General features: G+C 45.6%; 19 protein-coding genes. 4 read left to right on the top strand and 15 right to left on the bottom strand.

Going from position 1 to position 17,848, the window contains the following annotated elements; all coding sequences use genetic code 11:
• Positions 1–17 precede the first annotated feature (17 nt).
• Positions 18–851 (bottom strand): hypothetical protein, encoded by an 834-nt coding sequence (locus L876_RS0116745; protein WP_028764847.1) that lies wholly within the window; start codon positions 849–851, stop codon positions 18–20.
• Positions 852–1,014: 163 nt separating this feature from the next.
• Between L876_RS0116745 and sbcB the strand changes: the two genes are divergently transcribed.
• Entirely contained in the window at positions 1,015–2,427 is a 1,413-nt protein-coding gene (sbcB, locus tag L876_RS0116740; protein ID WP_028764846.1) for an exodeoxyribonuclease I, read from the top strand.
• A 97-nt stretch (positions 2,428–2,524) separates the two neighbouring features.
• Positions 2,525–3,415 (top strand): cytidine deaminase, encoded by an 891-nt coding sequence (gene cdd / locus L876_RS0116735; protein ID WP_028764845.1) that lies wholly within the window; start codon positions 2,525–2,527, stop codon positions 3,413–3,415.
• An 84-nt stretch (positions 3,416–3,499) separates the two neighbouring features.
• On the opposite strand, the gene L876_RS0116730 is transcribed toward cdd, so the two are convergent.
• The 12 genes from L876_RS0116730 to yceD all read right to left on the bottom strand — a co-directional run bounded on the left by L876_RS0116730 (position 3,500) and on the right by yceD (position 13,701).
• Positions 3,500–4,375 (bottom strand): NAD(P)-dependent oxidoreductase, encoded by an 876-nt coding sequence (locus tag L876_RS0116730; RefSeq protein WP_028764844.1) that lies wholly within the window; start codon positions 4,373–4,375, stop codon positions 3,500–3,502.
• A gap of 32 nt (positions 4,376–4,407) precedes the next feature.
• Complete coding sequence (locus tag L876_RS0116725) at positions 4,408–5,946, bottom strand: FGGY-family carbohydrate kinase (RefSeq protein ID WP_028764843.1); 1,539 nt, start codon at positions 5,944–5,946, stop codon at positions 4,408–4,410.
• Between the two features lie 67 nt (positions 5,947–6,013).
• A complete protein-coding gene (locus L876_RS0116720) occupies positions 6,014–6,493 on the bottom strand; it encodes an acyl-CoA thioesterase (protein WP_028764842.1) in 480 nt (159 codons plus the stop codon).
• A 236-nt stretch (positions 6,494–6,729) separates the two neighbouring features.
• On the bottom strand, positions 6,730–7,089 hold the full coding sequence (locus tag L876_RS0116715) for a hypothetical protein (protein WP_028764841.1): 360 nt from the start codon (positions 7,087–7,089) through the stop codon (positions 6,730–6,732).
• A gap of 331 nt (positions 7,090–7,420) precedes the next feature.
• Positions 7,421–8,662: a beta-ketoacyl-ACP synthase II gene (fabF, locus tag L876_RS0116710; protein ID WP_028764840.1), complete on the bottom strand. Its 1,242-nt coding sequence runs from the start codon at positions 8,660–8,662 to the stop codon at positions 7,421–7,423.
• 189 nt (positions 8,663–8,851) lie between these two features.
• On the bottom strand, positions 8,852–9,085 hold the full coding sequence (gene acpP / locus L876_RS0116705; protein WP_011865403.1) for an acyl carrier protein: 234 nt from the start codon (positions 9,083–9,085) through the stop codon (positions 8,852–8,854).
• Positions 9,086–9,245: 160 nt separating this feature from the next.
• Positions 9,246–9,992 carry a 3-oxoacyl-ACP reductase FabG gene (gene fabG / locus L876_RS0116700; RefSeq protein ID WP_028764839.1) on the bottom strand — a complete coding sequence of 249 codons (747 nt, stop codon included), beginning with the start codon at positions 9,990–9,992 and terminating at the stop codon, positions 9,246–9,248.
• An 11-nt stretch (positions 9,993–10,003) separates the two neighbouring features.
• Positions 10,004–10,930: an ACP S-malonyltransferase gene (fabD, locus tag L876_RS0116695; protein ID WP_028764838.1), complete on the bottom strand. Its 927-nt coding sequence runs from the start codon at positions 10,928–10,930 to the stop codon at positions 10,004–10,006.
• Between the two features lie 44 nt (positions 10,931–10,974).
• Complete coding sequence (locus L876_RS0116690) at positions 10,975–11,934, bottom strand: beta-ketoacyl-ACP synthase III (RefSeq protein ID WP_028764837.1); 960 nt, start codon at positions 11,932–11,934, stop codon at positions 10,975–10,977.
• A 13-nt stretch (positions 11,935–11,947) separates the two neighbouring features.
• Entirely contained in the window at positions 11,948–12,973 is a 1,026-nt protein-coding gene (gene plsX / locus L876_RS0116685) for a phosphate acyltransferase PlsX (RefSeq protein WP_028764836.1), read from the bottom strand.
• 15 nt (positions 12,974–12,988) lie between these two features.
• Positions 12,989–13,159: a 50S ribosomal protein L32 gene (rpmF, locus tag L876_RS0116680; protein WP_020913118.1), complete on the bottom strand. Its 171-nt coding sequence runs from the start codon at positions 13,157–13,159 to the stop codon at positions 12,989–12,991.
• 17 nt (positions 13,160–13,176) lie between these two features.
• A complete protein-coding gene (gene yceD / locus L876_RS0116675; RefSeq protein ID WP_028764835.1) occupies positions 13,177–13,701 on the bottom strand; it encodes a 23S rRNA accumulation protein YceD in 525 nt (174 codons plus the stop codon).
• A 317-nt stretch (positions 13,702–14,018) separates the two neighbouring features.
• Between yceD and L876_RS0116670 the strand changes: the two genes are divergently transcribed.
• On the top strand, positions 14,019–14,624 hold the full coding sequence (locus L876_RS0116670) for a Maf family protein (RefSeq protein WP_028764834.1): 606 nt from the start codon (positions 14,019–14,021) through the stop codon (positions 14,622–14,624).
• Between the two features lie 149 nt (positions 14,625–14,773).
• Positions 14,774–16,174: a sensor domain-containing diguanylate cyclase gene (locus L876_RS0116665; protein WP_028764833.1), complete on the top strand. Its 1,401-nt coding sequence runs from the start codon at positions 14,774–14,776 to the stop codon at positions 16,172–16,174.
• On the opposite strand, the gene L876_RS0116660 is transcribed toward L876_RS0116665, so the two are convergent.
• Both L876_RS0116660 and rluC read right to left on the bottom strand, forming a co-directional pair.
• Positions 16,145–16,801, bottom strand: coding sequence for an HAD family hydrolase (locus L876_RS0116660; protein ID WP_028764832.1), 657 nt, complete (start codon positions 16,799–16,801; stop codon positions 16,145–16,147). The two genes, L876_RS0116665 and L876_RS0116660, sit on opposite strands and share 30 nt — an antisense overlap.
• Complete coding sequence (gene rluC / locus L876_RS0116655; RefSeq protein WP_028764831.1) at positions 16,798–17,757, bottom strand: 23S rRNA pseudouridine(955/2504/2580) synthase RluC; 960 nt, start codon at positions 17,755–17,757, stop codon at positions 16,798–16,800. The genes L876_RS0116660 and rluC overlap by 4 nt, the downstream gene beginning before the upstream one ends.
• Positions 17,758–17,848: the final 91 nt, after the last annotated feature.

Raw genomic sequence — 17,848 nt, 5'->3', positions numbered from 1 at the left:
ATAGTGGGCGCGCTAAATCAAACAATCTGAGTTTCATCTAAAAACATCTGCTCAACCATAGTGTTAAGCTCCTGCGGTGCGAGCAATTGATAGTAGGCAAGCTTTCGTAGCAGATCATCGTTATTTTCAACATGATTAGCGGCTCGTTGCCAATTCGGACGTTCTATAGCTTGATGATAGTAACGTGAAATTAGCTGCTTTTTTTGCAATAGTTGGTTATCGAGCTCAGAGATTTCATTAACCAATGCACGGTGTCGAGCATGACTACTATCACTCACAAAGTGCCTTAAATCATTGCGGACAGTTTCAATCTCGCTTAACTCTAATAGCAGGCTTTCACTGTTGACGTCTAAATCTAACTGGCGTGCCAAGATACTTTTTGCACGCCTAATTTCTATCGGGCCGCCAAATAAACGCAGATCATTTTCGAGTGCAACAAGTTGCCATTTACTTTCAAATAATGGACAAAAAGCGATATCTCCGTTTTCTATATAAGAGACCTCAAACGACAATCCTTGCCTTAGCAGGTTTGCGCACATGGCCGGAGAAGCACCTAATGCACTGAACAAGCGAAACCCCTGTCCAACACACCGTTCAATTGACGAAGATCGTCCAAGAGTGCTGTCGCTGTGCGTGACTGCCGGCAAGATATCGAGAGTGAGAAAGGGATGAATACGCACTAAGACGCCCATGTGATTAGGCTCACTAGCAATCACAATGCACTCTGCAACATGCCCTCCCATCGCCTGCAATAGACTAAAGTCACTGACAGAGTCGCATAACTTAACAACAAATTGTGTCTTTTCGGTCACTTCAATAACTTTGGGTTGAGTGAGTAACGGCTCAAACATGGATGCTCCCTATATAGAGCGGCTATTGTACCGCTGAAGCCAATAACCTCCAACTTCAAAATGACGCTAATTCAACCAAATAGCTAATTTATACGCTTGAGTTGGTACAGACTAGAGCCTGAGTGCTATGATACCGATAACTTTAACTCTTTAGTTTCTCTCTATGTCAGCATCCAATTCAGCCTCTATCTTCTGGCACGATTATGAGACCTTTGGTGCCAATCCGGCCAAAGATAGACCGTCTCAATTTGCGGGGATCAGAACCGATTTAGATCTCAACATTATTTCTGAGCCAGTGACCTTTTATTGTAAAGTAGCAAACGACTATTTGCCCTCACCAGAAGCGATACTGATCACTGGCATCACACCGCAACTCGCTAACCTTAAAGGGGTTCCAGAAGCAGAGTTTATGGGCAAAATCCATGAACTGTTTTCTCAGCCCCACACCTGTGTCGCGGGTTACAACTCTATCCGTTTTGATGATGAAGTCAGTCGTTACGGTTTTTATCGTAACTTCTATGACCCTTACGCACGCGAATGGCAACAGGGAAACTCACGCTGGGACATCATAGACTTAGTCAGAGCTTGTTATGCACTGCGCCCAGATGGCATTAATTGGCCGACAAAGGAAGATGGTAGCCCGAGCTTTAAATTGGAACACCTTAGTCAAGCCAATGGGCTGGCCCATGAGAAAGCCCATGACGCGATGTCTGATGTCTATGCAACCATTGCAATGGCAAAATTGATTAAGTCAGTGCAGCCAAAACTCTTCGAGTACTACTTTAGCCTGCGCCAGAAAAATGAGGTCAACAAACAGATAGATGTGCTTAACATGCAGCCGCTAGTGCATGTGAGCTCCAAAATTAGTGCGCTCAACGGTTGCACTACGATTATTGCACCAGTGGCACATCACAGCACTAATAAAAACGCCATTATCTGTGTAAATTTGGCCATGGATATCTCGCCGTTAATTGAACTCGACATAGAGCAAATTCGCACCCGCATGTATACGCCTCGCTCGGACCTGGCCCCCGATGAACCGCCAATTGGCCTCAAGCAGATCCATATTAACAAGTGTCCTTTTATCTCACCGGCAAAAACCTTAACTGATGAAAATGCTGAGCGTTTATCAATCGATAAAGCGTTTGCCCGTCAGCAATACAAACGCCTACGTCAACACCCAGAATTACGAGAAAAACTGGTTGCAGTGTTTGATGTTGAGCACAGTAATGAGATCAGCGATCCCGATTTGCAGCTCTATAGCGGCGGCTTCTTTAGCAGTGCAGATAAAAATAAGATGGAAATTATCCGTCATACTCAACCCCATAACTTAGCTGCATTGGACCTGCATTTTGACGATCCTAGATTGAAAGAGATGCTGTTTCGCTATCGAGCACGTAACTATCCACAAACATTAGATGACGCTGAACAGTATCGCTGGAGAGAGTTTTGCCAAACAAGACTCAGTGATCCCGATTACATGCTCAAACTTGAAAATCTGCTTAACGATACTGCTGCAGATGAAGAAAAGCAGAAGTTATTAGCGGCTTTATGTCATTATCTTCGCAATCTCTAGGGGTTTAGCGCCAAAAAATGGGAGCGAGATCTCATTTAGATTGTAACTAAATTACTAGAATGATTTTCCAATAGCTTAACAATTAAGGATCAAGCTCATGCAAGATAGATTTGTTAACTGCATAGCTCAATTGCCTCAAGCACTTGCAGATAACTTGGTACCACTATTACACCAAGATTTTTGTGGCCACATCGATGCCCAGCAAGTTGCCGATCTCTGTGCTGCCACCAATATGACCACGGATCAGCTTTTGCTTGCCATGTTGCCAGTGGCCGCGGCACTCGCAAAACCACCAATCAGTGAGTTTTATGTCGGCGCTATCGCTAAAGGTCAAAGCGGTGATATCTACATGGGTGCCAATATGGAACTCAATGGCGAAGCACTCTTTCACAGTGTTCATGCAGAGCAAAGTGCTATTAGTCATGCCTGGTTAAGTGGTGAAACAGTTATCGAAGATGTCATCGTTAACTTCTCACCATGCGGACACTGCCGTCAATTTATGAATGAGTTGGTCTCAGGTCAGAGCATTAAGATCCATCTCCCCGATCAGGCGATACAACCACTGTCTCATTACTTGCCGTATGCGTTTGGCCCAAGTGATCTCGATATCACTGCGCCACTGCTGTCTAAGCAGCAACAGGAGTTTGCACTAGAAAGTGCTGACCCTATGGTGATCGAAGCACTCGACCAAGCGAGTTTGAGTTATGCGCCGTATACCGGTAGTTATGCCGCTGTCGTACTAGAAACCAAAGATGGCCAAACCTTCTGCGGGCGTTACGCCGAAAATGCAGCATTTAACCCGTCGATGCTACCGATGCAAATGGCACTGTCGACAATGTCACGTCATAATCGCGATTTCAGTGAAATCAATCGCGCTGTGCTTATTGAGTCTGGTAAAGGTAAAATTTCATTAGTCGGTGCCACTATGGATGCACTGCATGCCGTTGCGGTTGTCGAACTGGAACATATCGTCGTCGATCCCGTGTAAGTGTTGTTAACATGGGTTCACGATAATCCGCTTAAGCACCACAGCTAATAAAAAGGACTGGTAACCAGTCCTTTTTATATCTCACTATTTTCTATTTTTTTCTAATCTCGCCAGTAAACTGGAAGTATCCCAGCGATTTCCGCCCTGCTGTTGTACATCGGCGTAGAATTGATCCACAAGGGCTGTGAGCGGTAATTGTGAACCATTGCGACGAGCTTCATCTAAGGCAATGCCTAAGTCTTTACGCATCCAATCCACCGCAAAGCCTAGGTTATACTCGCCTTGCCACATTGTTTGATAGCGGTTTTCCATCTGCCAAGATTGTGCGGCGCCTTTGCTGATGACTTCGACAACCTTCTCACCGTCAAGCCCTGCACTACGCGCAAAATGCAACCCTTCCGCTAAGCCCTGAACAACGCCAGCAATACAGATCTGATTAACCATTTTTGTCAGCTGTCCACTGCCTATTGGGCCGAGTAACTCAGCGCAACGAGCATAAGCTTGTATCACAGGCTTAACCGATTCAAAAACCGACATTTCACCACCAAGCATGACGGTTAACACACCGTTCTCAGCACCTGCTTGACCACCGGAAACTGGCGCATCAAGAAAACCTACGCCCTTAGCCATAGCAGCTGCCCCTATTTCACGCGCCACATCAGCGGAGGCGGTTGTATGGTCAACCAGCACCGTACCTTGGCTCATTGCCGCCAACGCTCCTTTTTCACCCACAACGACAGAGCGTAGATCATCATCATTACCAACGCAGACAAACACAAATTGTTGCGCTTTTGCCGCTTCGAAAGGCGTTTCGCAGTAACGTCCACCAAACTCTTGGGCCCACTTAGCCGCTTTCTCAGTGGTACGATTATAAACAGTGACTTCATGTCCATGTTTAGCGAGATGTCCCGCCATCGGGTATCCCATCACGCCTAAGCCAATAAATGCTACTTTCGCCATCTCAAGTCCTATATTTGTTTATTAACCAAATTTTATGATTGTGCCTTATAAAAAGGCTTTATTTGTGGGTACAGCGTTTTATAAATCTTAAATATGTGCTGATATTGCACAACATGGGTGGCGATCGGCTCAAACCGCTGGCCAATATGGGTCATCTCACGACGAGCGGCTTCAACATCGTCATAATAGCCAGCGCCCACCGCACAGCACATCGCAGCCCCTAGTCCCGATGCCTCATAAATATGTAATCGTTCAACCGGTAAGTCGAACACATCGGCGCACATCTGCATGATGATATCACTTTGTGCGCCGCCGCCACTGACTCTAATCAAGTTGATCGGCGCTTGGCTTATTTTGCTTAAGCGTATTAGAGCTGATTTCAAGGTCAAGAGTATGCCCTCAATCGCAGCGCGATATAAACACAGCCTATTATGCTCTGGCGTAAAACCAACAATGCTACCTCGTGCTTCGGGGCCTGGGTAAATAACCCCTTGCGCCCAAGTTGGGCTCAACATCAAGCCTTTAGCACCAATAGGTACGTCGTCAATTAAACGAGAAATTAATTGCTCTGCACTGATGCCTAATCGTTGAGATTCTATCACCTCAGCTTGACCAAACTCTTTGATTAGCCAACTTAGTAACCAAAAACCACGCTCCAATTGCAACTCGGTCATAAATGCTTGTGGTTTTAAGGAGGGAAATGCCGGCAAATAGCGATACGCTTCACGGTATTGATTTGTTCCTAACGCGATCACAGCTGCACTTCCCAAGCTGACTGTCACAACGCCAGCCTCACCGCAGCCGGTGGCAAACATCTCACACGCTTTGTCTCCCCCGGCAGCAAAAATTGGTAGATGAGTCGGTAAACCTGAATCTTGCGCAAAGTGCTCAGCGACATCACCTGCGCACTCAGCGGGCGAGATTAATGACACCATTTGATTAGGTCTAACTGCCAATGCCTGCCAACGCCAACTGCGTGTCGACGCCCACGCTTGGCGTTTATAGTCAAAAGGCAAATATCCAACCTGACTTGCACGGCTATCGATGAGGTGTCCGGTCATTCTTTGCAGTAAATAACCACTAAACATACCAACTTTAGCGGCGTGGGTAAGCTTCTGTGGCTCAACTTGATGGATAAAGTTAACTTTCGCCGCGCTACGAAGATATTTAATACGTCTTGAAAGTCCACTAATGGCGAAACCCAGTCGAAAATACCACGACATTTTAGGTAAAGGTCTCGACGCGAGCCTTCTGTCTGACCACATATAGATGGGGGATATCGCGTTACCCGCATCATCAAAAAGTACGGTGCAAGCTCGCTGTGTCGTTAATGCCACCGCCTTGATTTGATTGGGTGTTACTTGACTGTTTGCAAACAGATCCACGACCACATCAACCAATTGGCGATAACAGTAGTCAGGTTCCTGAATCGCCGCCCCTGCCTCATCGTCAATATAGGGGTCAACGATTATTTGTGCCTTAGCGATTAAAGAGCCATGCAGATCAAACACTAACGCGCGTACGCTTTGAGTGCCGTAATCCAGTGCTAAAAAGTAGGGATTGTCAGTCATCGATATGAGTCTTGCTCAGTCCAGCCAACTAAATAAAAAAGGCGCAGAGATGCGCCTTTTTACAGTATTAGGGTTTTAGATGGGCTTCCATCTCAGCACCAATCTTCTTACGCATTTCCATGAGGCGGATTGCCGATTCGCGCATCTGAATGTCATTTTCCGACTCAGGCACCCATTCAGGGACTTCTGTCGGCTGTCCAGAGTCATCCACAGCAACCATAATCACAATACAATGGGTAGTTAAATGGCGTTCGGGATTTTTAGGGTCACCAGCTTTAACATCAATCCCTAAATGCATTGAGGATCGGCCGGTATAAATGACTTTAGCGCTGACCTCTACGATGTTGCCTACATGAATAGGCTTAACAAAACGTATCCCCCCGGCATAGGCGGTAATGCAATACTTACCACTCCACGCTGCAGAGCAAGCATAAGCCGCGAGATCGATCCATTTCATTACCGCTCCACCATGGACCTTACCACCAAAGTTCACATCGGCAGGCTCTGCCAAAAAACGTAACGTGATCGCTCTTTCCTTTCCAGCCATCGGTACTCACCCTATAAAGATAGATAGCTAAAGTGTACTCCAATTTTAACAAGGCGAGTATCTAAGATTACGGCCTGTTGACCTTATGAGCTTGACTATTTACTCAAATTCAATCTATTTCGTCTAATGCTGAAGAGGATGACTTAGCTGATTAAGTAAAAAGCTTACACTGCAATCATATTTACCTTAAAGGAACGCATTAAATCATCTTCAAAGTACTACTTCTATAAAAAGTGCTAGCCAAATAGGCTCACTGTCAAACAGGAGATGACCATAATGGGTAACGCAAGACGGTATAACCACACTTGGGTGCGTTCGCCAATAAAACGGTCCAATTTAAATATTGAAAACACGGCTAGACCAGCGACAAATAGCGCAAGCACTTCAACGCCTGCTGCGGTATTGGTATCACCGCCAGTGTAGATGGCAGTAACCAGCAATAGAAACCAGACTGATGCAAATGCGGCACATGCTGTAATGAATGTTTTTAAACCCACACTGATTTTTCGAGTATTCTCTCCCCTAATCAACTGACTAAGGTTGGCCGTCATTGCACCAACAATGGGCATAAATGGTAACACTGCAAGGTTTAACATATCGAATCCTCAGATAATGCAAAGGTAACTTAATGAAAGCTTCGCGCTATTATCGCGCCTACATAAGTCGTTAACCAAGCAGAAAACACAACCATTAACCAAGCTTAATATATTCACCATCTATGCGGTAAACCTTGCTGCACAGATGTTGCAGCTTATAAGCTAACAGGTTGAAATATTGCATCCCCATAGTTCTCGTCTTAAAACATAAAATTGTTGGGACAAAAAAAGCGCCGTTAGGCGCTTTTTATTCATAATTTGTCGCTTATCCTGATTATGTCAATTAACCCTGTTGGCAGCCAACATAACCATTGCGTCTATGCAGGCGATATTACTCACCGCGCTTGAACAGCAATGAGCCGTTTGTACCGCCAAACCCAAATGAGTTGCACAGTGCATAGTCAAATTGATGCTTACGCGCTGTATGGGGAACAAAATCTAAATCGCACCCTTCGTCAGGATTATCGAGATTCAGTGTTGGCGGCACTATTTGGTCACGTAACGCCAAAATAGTAAAGATCGCTTCAACTGACCCCGCCGCACCAAGAAGGTGACCTGTCATTGATTTTGTGGAGCTCACAAGCAAGTCATAGGCATGTTTGTCGAATACTGACTTAACCGCTGCCGCTTCGGCTCTATCACCTGCAGGAGTCGATGTACCGTGTGCATTGATATAACCAATCGCTGTTTTCTCAATGCCAGCATCTTTAATCGCATTTTCCATCGCCGCCGCGGCACCGCTGCCATCTGCTGGGGGTGAAGTCATATGGAACGCATCACCGCTCATCCCAAAACCAACGAGCTCTCCGTAAATGGTTACTCCACGCGCTTTCGCATGCTCGTACTCTTCCATCACCATCACACCAGCGCCGTCACCGATAACGAATCCATCTCTGTCTTTGTCCCAAGGACGACTGGCAGCAGTGGGATCATCATTGCGAGTAGAAAGCGCTTTTGCAGAACCAAAACCGCCGACAGCGAGTGGACAAGTCACGTCTTCTGCACCACCAGCGACCATCACATCTGCATCGCCATAGGCGATAGTACGAGCAGCAAAACCAATGTTATGCACACCAGTAGTACAGGCGGTCGTGACAGCAAAGTTAGGTCCGGTCATGCCATACTTAATCGATAAATGACCCGCTATCATATTGATAATGGTGCTTGGTACAAAAAATGGCGAGATTTTACGTGGGCCGCCTTTTAGCAATGCTGAGTGTGCCGCTTCGATAAGAGGCATGCCTCCCATTCCAGCACCAATAGCGGTACCAACACGTGAGGGATCTTCCAGCTCCATGTTAAGACCTGCGTCTTCAATTGCTTGAATACCTGCGGCCATACCGTACTGAATAAAAAGATCCATCTTGCGCGCTTCTTTCTTCGGCAGGTACTGCTCTACATCAAAGTCTTTAACTGAACCACTAAAGCGAGTAGAAAACTCAGTAGCATCAAATTTTGTTATAGGGGCAATACCGCTCTGTCCTGAAACTAAAGCATTCCAGGACGCATCGACGGTATTGCCTACAGGAGTGACGAGACCAAGACCTGTTACGACTACACGACGTTTAGACACGTTTTCACCTTTTGACTGTTTATTTTGACGTTGCATCTCGTGATGAGATGAGAAATTGGTAGGCTTAAATTATTTATAGCACAGAGGAGAGGATAACTGTCGCCTATGCGCACTAGACGTTACAACAAAAGCTTAAGCCACAAACAAAAACAGGCAGCATAAATGCTGCCTGTTTTCTAGAATTCAGTATTACTGATTCTTAGAAACGTAATCGATCGCTGCTTGAACAGTAGTGATCTTTTCAGCTTCTTCATCAGGGATCTCAGTGTCAAACTCTTCTTCTAGAGCCATTACCAACTCAACGGTGTCCAGAGAATCTGCACCTAGGTCGTCAACGAAAGATGCTGCTGGTTTTACGTCTTCTTCTTTAACGCCCAGTTGCTCGATAATGATTTTCTTTACACGTTCTTCGATGTTGCTCATTAGTTTTCTTTCCTATTCAAATTACGCACTTGCGTAAGATTGCGAGTAGTTTATTCAATTTGGCACACAATGCAAGCTTAACTTTTGTGGTCTAACCACAAAACCTACGTAAATTTACGCCCAAATTCAATCAAAATCAGTCAGTTATTTTAACTAACGATTAAACCATGTACATGCCGCCGTTTACATGTAGAGTTTCCCCTGTAATGTAAGCAGCTGAATCCGAGGCCAAAAATAGTACAGCATTCGCAATTTCTTGCGGCTGCCCTAATCGTTCCATCGGAACTTGAGACATAATACCTTTTTGCTGCTCTTCAGTCAGCTCATCTGTCATATCAGTCTGGATAAATCCAGGAGCAATAGCATTCACTGTTATTTGACGAGATGCAACCTCTCTTGCAAGAGATTTTGTAAATCCGATCAAACCAGCCTTTGCCGCGCAGTAGTTTGTTTGACCTGCATTGCCCATTGTACCTACAACTGAGCCGATGTTAATGATACGACCGTTACGTTTCTTCATCATCGAGCGCATCACCTGCTTTGAGGTACGATAAAGAGATGTTAGGTTAGTATCGATGATATCAACCCATTCATCTTCTTTCATGCGCATCAGCAGATTATCACGGGTGATACCTGCATTGTTGACTAGAATATCAACATCGCCAGCTTTTTCTTTGATCGAGGCAAATAATTCTGCAATAGAATCAGCATCTGTGACATTGAGCACTAAACCGTGTCCCTTATCACCTAGATAAGCCTGTATCGCCTCAGCACCACGTTCACTTGTTGCAGTACCAATGACCGTCGCACCAGCAGCAAGTAGCGTTTCGGCTACAGAACGGCCAATACCACGGCTAGCACCAGTGACTAAGGCAACTTTACCTGTTAAATCAATATTGAAACTCATCAATAACTCCTTTATTCGCTCAAAGCTGCAACAGTGGCTGAATCATTTGCCACTTTAGCACTGAGCGATCGATTAATTCTTTTAGCAAGTCCGGTTAATACTTTACCTGGCCCGACTTCAACTAACTGGGTGATCCCCTCTGCCGCAATCGCCTCGACGGTTTCAGACCAGCGTACCGGACAATAAAGTTGGCGCACTAATGCGTCTTTGATCGCCTCGGCACTGTCAGGACATGCGACGTCAACATTATTGATAACCTTAATCGCTGGTGTCGAGAACTCGATAGCCGCTAACGCTTGCGCCAATCTGTCGGCAGCAGGTTTCATTAACTGACAGTGTGATGGCACACTCACAGGCAAGGCTACAGCCATTTTGGCTCCTGCATCTTTACACGCCTGCGCTGCGCGCTCTACCGCCTCTTTCTCACCAGCAATAACGACTTGACCAGGGCTATTGTAGTTAACAGGGCTAACTACCGCCCCTTGCGCCGAATCATCGCACGCTTTTTGAATCCCATCGTTATCAAGGCCAATAATAGCGTACATTGCACCAGTACCCGCCGGTACTGCCTCTTGCATCAGTTGACCTCGTAGTTCAACTAGCTTAACCGCATCGGCAAACTCAATCACACCAGCACAAACCAATGCAGAATACTCGCCTAAGCTATGACCCGCCAAAATAGTTGGTTTTACAGCGCCAGTTTGTTCAATCGCTCGCCAAATCGCAACACTTGCGGTTAACAACGCAGGTTGAGTTTTATCAGTCTGATTGAGTTGCTCTGCCGGTCCTTGTGACACTAACGCCCACAAGTCATATCCAAGGGCATCACTTGCCTGTGCAAATGTTTGCGCCACAATCTCATTATCGTTAGCCAAATCGGCCAACATTCCTACGGCCTGAGAACCTTGGCCAGGAAAAACATAAGCGACTTTTTCCATTTTTAATACCTTTGCTAAATCACTGTGCTGTTATATTAACAACACTAAAAACGAACCAATGCACTGCCCCAGGCAAACCCTGCGCCAAAGGCTTCTAATAATAAGAGCTGACCGCGTTGGATGCGACCATCACGAACCGCTTCATCCAGTGCAATAGGCACTGATGCGGCCGATGTATTGCCATGCTTAGCTAACGTCAAAACAACCTTATCTAAGCTCATGTCTAACTTCTTAGCCGTTGCTTTGATAATGCGGAAATTAGCTTGATGTGGCACTAACCAATCAATTTCAGATTTATCAATCTGATTGATACGCAATGTCTCTGTTACGACATGAGAAAGCTGTGTCACGGCAACTTTAAACACATCATTGCCTTTCATGGTCATATAGCCAACGGCCTCAGAGGTTTCACCCGCTCTGGGTGGGAAAGAACACTTAAGCAGATCGCCCTGACGACCATCGGCATAAATATGCGTCGATAGAATACCGGGGGTGTCAGATACGCCAATGACGGCCGCACCGGCACCATCACCAAAGAGAATAATGGTTGAACGATCTTCAGGCTCACATAAACGTGAAAGCACATCCGCCCCAATAACCAACACCTTTTTGGCCGCACCGGTTTTCACAAACTGATCGGCGACAGACAATGCATAAACGAAGCCTGAACAAGCTGCTGCGATGTCAAAGGCTGGAATAGTATGTACACCCAGTAACGCTTGGATTTCACAGGCTGCAGCGGGAAATGCGTTACTGGCACTAGTGGTACCACAAACAATCATATCCAGTTCACTTGCGTCGATCCCAGCCATCTCAAGCGCTTTCAACGCGGCTTGATAACCCATGGTTGACACAGATTCGTCTTTTGCCGCTATTCTGCGCTCTGAGATACCGGTGCGTTCAACAATCCACTGGTCACTGGTTTCCACCATTTTTTCCAGATCGAGATTGCTACGGACTTGCGCTGGCAAATAACTACCAGTTCCGAGAATTTTTGTATGCATAAGGAGATATCAGTTATTTTATGTCTAAAAGAATCGACTCAAGACGCTCTTCGATCATCTTGGGGAGTCGACGTTGCGCTTCGGTCACTGCCAAACTAATTGCTTGTAAATAGGCAGATTCATCAGCACTTCCATGACTTTTTACTACAATTCCGCGCAATCCTATCAGACTTGCTCCGTTATAGTGGTCGGGGTTCATCTGATTTAAAACACTATTAATGCGCGGCGCGATTAACTTGGCCATTAATCGTACAAAAAAGCCTTGAGTTAATCCTTTCTTTAACTGATGGACGAGGAGCCTTGCGATGCCCTCTGAAGTTTTAAGCGTGATGTTGCCGACAAAACCGTCACAAACGATCACATCAACATTACCAGAATAGATATCATCGCCTTCAATGAATCCAGTATAATTGAGTTGTGGCGATTGTTGCAGTAATCGCCCAGCCTGCTGTACCTGATCGTTACCTTTAATCTCTTCGATACCGACATTCAGTAATGCGACTTTTGGTGCTGGATTCTTGTCGACGGCTTCACACAACACTGATCCCATGACAGCAAACTGAAACAGAGTTTCACTGCAGCAGGAGACATTGGCCCCCAGATCGAGTAGATAAACAGGCTTATGGTTGACCGCTGGCAGGCAACTGACCAATGCGGGTCGATCGATCCCTGGCAGAGTTTTAAGCAATACCTTAGAGATTGCCATTAATGCGCCTGTATTACCGGCACTTAAGCAAGCCTGTGCCCTATTGTCTCTCACCAACTCTACCGCTAAGCGCATTGAGCTTTGCTTACAATTACGCAGCGCGTGTACAGGTCTGTCAGACATTTTTACTACTTCAGTGGTGTGAAGCAGTTCTATTCGGGAAAGAACACTCGGTTCGCATTGATTTAGCAACGGCTCAATATCAGAGCGATCACCAACCATAATGACTTTTAGAAAGGGGGATAAGCGAAGTGCCTGCAGGGTTGCAGGCACTGTGATGCGGGGGCCAAAATCGCCCCCCATCGCATCTAACGCAAGCGTCAGATTAGTCATAGGGATACCAACAAATTACTTGTTGATAACCTTTTGACCACGGTAGAAACCGTCTGCTGTCACGTTGTGACGACGGTGTAACTCACCACTCGTTGCATCCACTGATAATTGAGCAGTGCTCAATGAATCATGTGAACGACGCATTCCGCGCTTTGAACGAGATTTTTTATTCTGTTGTACAGCCATTTGACCTGTCTCCTAGATTACTTGCTCTTCAGTTTTTCTAACACTGCAAACGGATTTGGACGCTCCTCTTGAGCGGGTTCAATCTCGCCTACAACTATATCTTGATCGCCTTTGCTACAACTTTCTTCTGTATGCATCGGAATCAAAGGCATAGCGACAATTAATTCATCTTCAATCAATTGATGCAGACGAACTTCACCTATTTCATCGCACTCAATAGGGTCATACGCATCCGGGAGCTCATCGATTTCTGCCTCAGACCCGCAAGGGCTAAAACAAAAGTCGACCGTAACCTCAGTGGTAAATAGTGTCATACAACGTTGACAATTCAGAGTGAGCTCCGTCACAGCCTTCCCTTTCAGGTAGACTATCCCCTGTATATCTTCGCCACATTCAAGCGACACTGCCACATTGGAACAGTCGCCGGCACATAACTCATTTAATCGTTTTAACTGCACACCAGGAATTAAACCTTCATAAGAAAGCTTACTTGCCGCCGCGCGGTTAGGATCAATTGAAACCGGTATCTTTACTGTTTGCATAAGGCGCGCATATTATAGTTTGAATTACTCCGAGTCAAAGGAAAAATGAGTCCCTTTCACGATCAAGGTAACGATTCCCTAAAAACTCATCGAAATATCAAAATTTGTCGGAGGCAAAATTCTACCCAAGCACAGATGGATACTCAAGCCCCCAACGATTAAAATAGAAGCATTCATGCAAGTATTGGCTGACTAATTGCGATAGAACCCAACACCTGTGTACTCATTATGGGAGAAAGGTACAATAATACCAACTAGGCTGGTCCTATTGAGTCACAAAACGCCTACTTAACTTCCATTCCATAAAAGGTTTTAAAATGAATAAACCGCTTATCTTGGCTTCAACCTCCCCTTTTCGAAAAGCATTATTGGAAAAGCTCTGTCTCCCGTTTGAAACCTGCTCGCCAAATATCGATGAAACGCCATTCTCCGATGAAAGTGCAGCACAATTAGTCGTAAGGTTAGCCGAACAAAAAGCCATGGCATGTGCAGCGGATTGGCAAACGGGTTTGATTATTGGTTCTGATCAAGTTGCAGTTGTTGATGGCCTAATCGTAGGCAAACCATTAACGACAGAAAATGCTATCGCCCAGCTACAAAGCGTATCGGGAAAAACGGTGACCTTTTATACTGGTATCGCCCTGTATGATATTGCTACCCAGCAGATGAACAGTCGTTATGAACCCTTTATGGTCCACTTTAGAGAACTAACCCTTGAGCAAATAACCTACTATATTAAACAGGAACAACCCCTCTATTGTGCAGGAAGCTTTAAATGTGAGGGCCTGGGTATCAGCCTATTTACCCAACTAGAAGGGCGCGACCCAAACACCTTGATTGGCTTGCCACTCATCACCTTAGTAGAGATGCTATCCAGCTTCGGTGTTGACGTACTCGCAGAGTCAAGCGCTAAAAATGAGTGAGCACGGGTCACGGCGGCTGACAACCACCGCATTATGAGTAAAACAGCAGCTATCAGGCTCGCGTTAACAAAGAATTGCGGTACCTTGATGAGGTGAAAACAGAACAGTAACGACATGGAGGTCTATAGAAAACAACAATGAGTATCTAGATGACGGATTTAGAAGAAGCCTTAGCATTGCTGGCAGCCCCCTGTACCGATGAGCGATTTTTCCAACGCGCCCTCAAAGCCCTAGCGCTGGTCACCCAGTGTCGTTGGGCGGCATTCGGACGCCCTTCAGCGAATGAAGGGATGGCTGAGGTAATTGCCTTTTGTGACTTAAAGCAGAGTATCCCAGGTTTTGAGTTCAATCTAGAAGGCTCTCCGTGCGAAATCATCTACCAGATGCGCTATCCTGACACGCACCTTATCTACCCGAATGATTTACAACAGCGATTTCCCAACTTTCAGCTCATTAAGGATCTTGGCGCGGTCAGTTATCAGGCTGAACTGATTCTCGACAACGATGGATTTCCCATTGGCCATATACTTGTCATGGATCCGCTGCCCCAAAGTGAGAGCACTAAATCTCGCGAGTTTTTTAGGTTACTCGCCCAACGAATTGGGATTGAATATAAGCGCTTACTCATCGCTAGAGAGCTGGCCGTACATAAACAAATGATCGCTTCAACACGACAATTGATGTCCTTCGTTGATAGCAACTACCGCTATCAAGTCGTCTCAAAGGGCTATGAAACGCTCTTTGACTGCTCCGCTAACGACATCATAGGAAAACACGTACGAGAGCTTCATGGAGAAGAGGTCTTTACCCACCATCTAAAACCTTTATTAGATGCCAGCTTATCAGGGCAATCTGTGCACACCCAAACACTCATCCACCCTCCTCACTTAGATGAGCCATTGCATTTAAATGTCCACCACAACCCCTATATTGATGAACAAGGGTTAGTATTAGGCAGTATCGTATCGGCGCACAACATCACCGAGATTCAAAAAGCAAAGCAACAAACCGAATACCTTGCCTTTCACGATGCGCTCACATCATTACCTAACCGGTTAGCACTGTTTCAGCGGATCTCAAGCCTTATCAATACCCCGCAAACAACCAAAGCATTAGCCATCATCTATCTTGATTTAGATAACTTTAAAGAAATCAATGATAGTTATGACCATTTGGCAGGCGATGAGGTGTTGCAGCAAGTCGCTAATGTGCTTAATCGAATGTGTGATACTAGTGAGATTGTGGCGCGGATCGGCGGGGATGAGTTTATCATCGTACACAACTTCGCTCATCAGGATATTGAGTCACGCGACCAAGAGCTAGTGCAGTTTTGCGACACTCTGAACCACCAACTAAATGAACAAGTTAGCCTAAATGGCAGTTCGCTGCGTTTAACGGCCAGTATGGGCTACTACTGGATACCGCCTGATGAGCGTGATATCTCAGCACTCATTTGCCAGGCAGATAAATCCATGTACAGCAACAAACGTAAAAAGCAGCTAAATGAGTCTACGCAAAGTCTATTTAGACGGCAAAATCACGTCAAGTAATGCGATTGGACTGGTCACAATAGCTACGGGTGACGCCTCAGCTAGCTTTACAGCACTATGTGCCCCGTAACTTACGCCAATCGCGTCGATGCCCGCATTATTGGCCATATTGAGATCGTGAATCGAATCTCCAATCATGACCGCTCGATTAGGGGCTACCTTTAACTCATCAAGTAGCTGAGACAACATCTGTGGATGCGGCTTACTTTGTGCTTCGTCTGCACAGCGGCTGGCATTAAAATGTTGTCTAAAGCCAGTTTCATTCAGCACACGATCTAACCCCGCTCGTGCCTTGCCAGTTGCTACCGCAAGGTGATGGCCTGACTTCTTTAATGTCAGCAGTAACTGCTCTGTACCATCAAACAGAGGGCTTGGTGTTTGATTAAGCTGTAAATACTGCTCTCTATACACATCTATCATCTGCTGACGCGTAACCTCACACGCCGCAGGATGAAGCACATTGAGCGCCTCGTTCATTGATAGGCCTATGATATCTCGAATAGATGCTTCGCTAGGGATAGCCATATCAAGTAGGTTGGCGGTCTGCTGCATACACGCAACTATCTTTCCAACCGAATCCATCAAGGTGCCATCCCAATCAAAAATGACTAAGTCGTAACGATTCATACTCTTTCCAATTTCAATAACAGGTTTTCTAACGCCTTATCTAGTGGTGCTTTTACCTGCATCACCTCTTCGGTAATAGGATGGGTAAATTTAAGTTGCGCCGCATGCAAGAAAAGTCGATTAAGCCCAAGCGCCCGCATTGAATCATCAAACTTCTGCTCACTGTATTTATCATCGCAAGCGATAGGATGGCCAGTATATTGGCAATGCACACGAATTTGATGGGTTCTTCCAGTAACAGGGCTTGCCTGCACCAACGTGGCCCCTTTGTAGCGCTGTTTAATCTTAAAGCGCGTTTCCGACTGCTTACCTTCTTGATTAACCCGCACTATACGTTCGCCAGATTTCAACGTGAGCTTAAGTAACGGCGCATTGACAACTTTGTCATGAGACTGCCAATCACCTCTTACTAGTGCAAAATAATCCTTCTGCATCTTTTTATAACGCAGTTGGTCATGCAAGTGTTTTAACGCACTGCGTTTTTTAGCAATCAACAACACACCGGATGTTTCTTTGTCTAAGCGGTGCACAAGCTCTAAGAACTTCTGCTGAGGACGCAGTGAGCGCATCGCTTCAATCACACCAAAATCCACACCACTGCCACCATGTACAGCAATACCAGACGGCTTGTTCAGCACAATTAACGCATTGTCTTCAAATACGATACGTTCTTCTAGTTGTGACACCTTGGTAAGCTTTGCACTTGGCGCAGGCTTATCATCGCCGGCAGAAACTCTAACAGGTGGAATGCGAACAACATCACCGTCCTGAAGTTTATATTCTGGCTTAATTCGCTTTTTATTGACCCGCACTTCTCCCTTACGCACGATTCTATAAATCATGCTTTTAGGAACGCCTTTTAGCTTCGTCACGAGAAAATTATCGATTCGTTGGCCTAAATGGTCTTCATCAATGGTGACCAGTTCAACCTTACTAGGAGTTTGTGGATTATTCATACTGCGCCTTGTGTCATTCAAGCTGCGTATTGTACAACATCTAATAACTTTTGTGCCTTTCCATTTGCTGAATTTATGGATTGTTGCTATA

Source organism: Shewanella colwelliana ATCC 39565, from assembly GCF_000518705.1.
GTDB lineage: Bacteria > Pseudomonadota > Gammaproteobacteria > Enterobacterales > Shewanellaceae > Shewanella > Shewanella colwelliana.
This window is presented reverse-complemented; position numbering and strand designations above follow the sequence as displayed.

Coding starts and splice junctions, on each gene's coding strand:
- plsX (WP_028764836.1), bottom strand. CDS start 12,973: ATGACTAATCTGACGCTTGCGTTAGATGCGATGGGGGGCGATTTTGGC.
- L876_RS0116745 (WP_028764847.1), bottom strand. CDS start 851: ATGTTTGAGCCGTTACTCACTCAACCCAAAGTTATTGAAGTGACCGAA.
- L876_RS0116665 (WP_028764833.1), top strand. CDS start 14,774: ATGACGGATTTAGAAGAAGCCTTAGCATTGCTGGCAGCCCCCTGTACC.
- L876_RS0116725 (WP_028764843.1), bottom strand. CDS start 5,946: ATGACTGACAATCCCTACTTTTTAGCACTGGATTACGGCACTCAAAGC.
- acpP (WP_011865403.1), bottom strand. CDS start 9,085: ATGAGCAACATCGAAGAACGTGTAAAGAAAATCATTATCGAGCAACTG.
- fabD (WP_028764838.1), bottom strand. CDS start 10,930: ATGGAAAAAGTCGCTTATGTTTTTCCTGGCCAAGGTTCTCAGGCCGTA.
- rpmF (WP_020913118.1), bottom strand. CDS start 13,159: ATGGCTGTACAACAGAATAAAAAATCTCGTTCAAAGCGCGGAATGCGT.
- cdd (WP_028764845.1), top strand. CDS start 2,525: ATGCAAGATAGATTTGTTAACTGCATAGCTCAATTGCCTCAAGCACTT.
- L876_RS0116670 (WP_028764834.1), top strand. CDS start 14,019: ATGAATAAACCGCTTATCTTGGCTTCAACCTCCCCTTTTCGAAAAGCA.
- L876_RS0116690 (WP_028764837.1), bottom strand. CDS start 11,934: ATGCATACAAAAATTCTCGGAACTGGTAGTTATTTGCCAGCGCAAGTC.
- sbcB (WP_028764846.1), top strand. CDS start 1,015: ATGTCAGCATCCAATTCAGCCTCTATCTTCTGGCACGATTATGAGACC.
- fabG (WP_028764839.1), bottom strand. CDS start 9,992: ATGAGTTTCAATATTGATTTAACAGGTAAAGTTGCCTTAGTCACTGGT.
- L876_RS0116660 (WP_028764832.1), bottom strand. CDS start 16,801: ATGAATCGTTACGACTTAGTCATTTTTGATTGGGATGGCACCTTGATG.
- L876_RS0116730 (WP_028764844.1), bottom strand. CDS start 4,375: ATGGCGAAAGTAGCATTTATTGGCTTAGGCGTGATGGGATACCCGATG.
- yceD (WP_028764835.1), bottom strand. CDS start 13,701: ATGCAAACAGTAAAGATACCGGTTTCAATTGATCCTAACCGCGCGGCG.
- rluC (WP_028764831.1), bottom strand. CDS start 17,757: ATGAATAATCCACAAACTCCTAGTAAGGTTGAACTGGTCACCATTGAT.
- L876_RS0116715 (WP_028764841.1), bottom strand. CDS start 7,089: ATGTTAAACCTTGCAGTGTTACCATTTATGCCCATTGTTGGTGCAATG.
- L876_RS0116720 (WP_028764842.1), bottom strand. CDS start 6,493: ATGGCTGGAAAGGAAAGAGCGATCACGTTACGTTTTTTGGCAGAGCCT.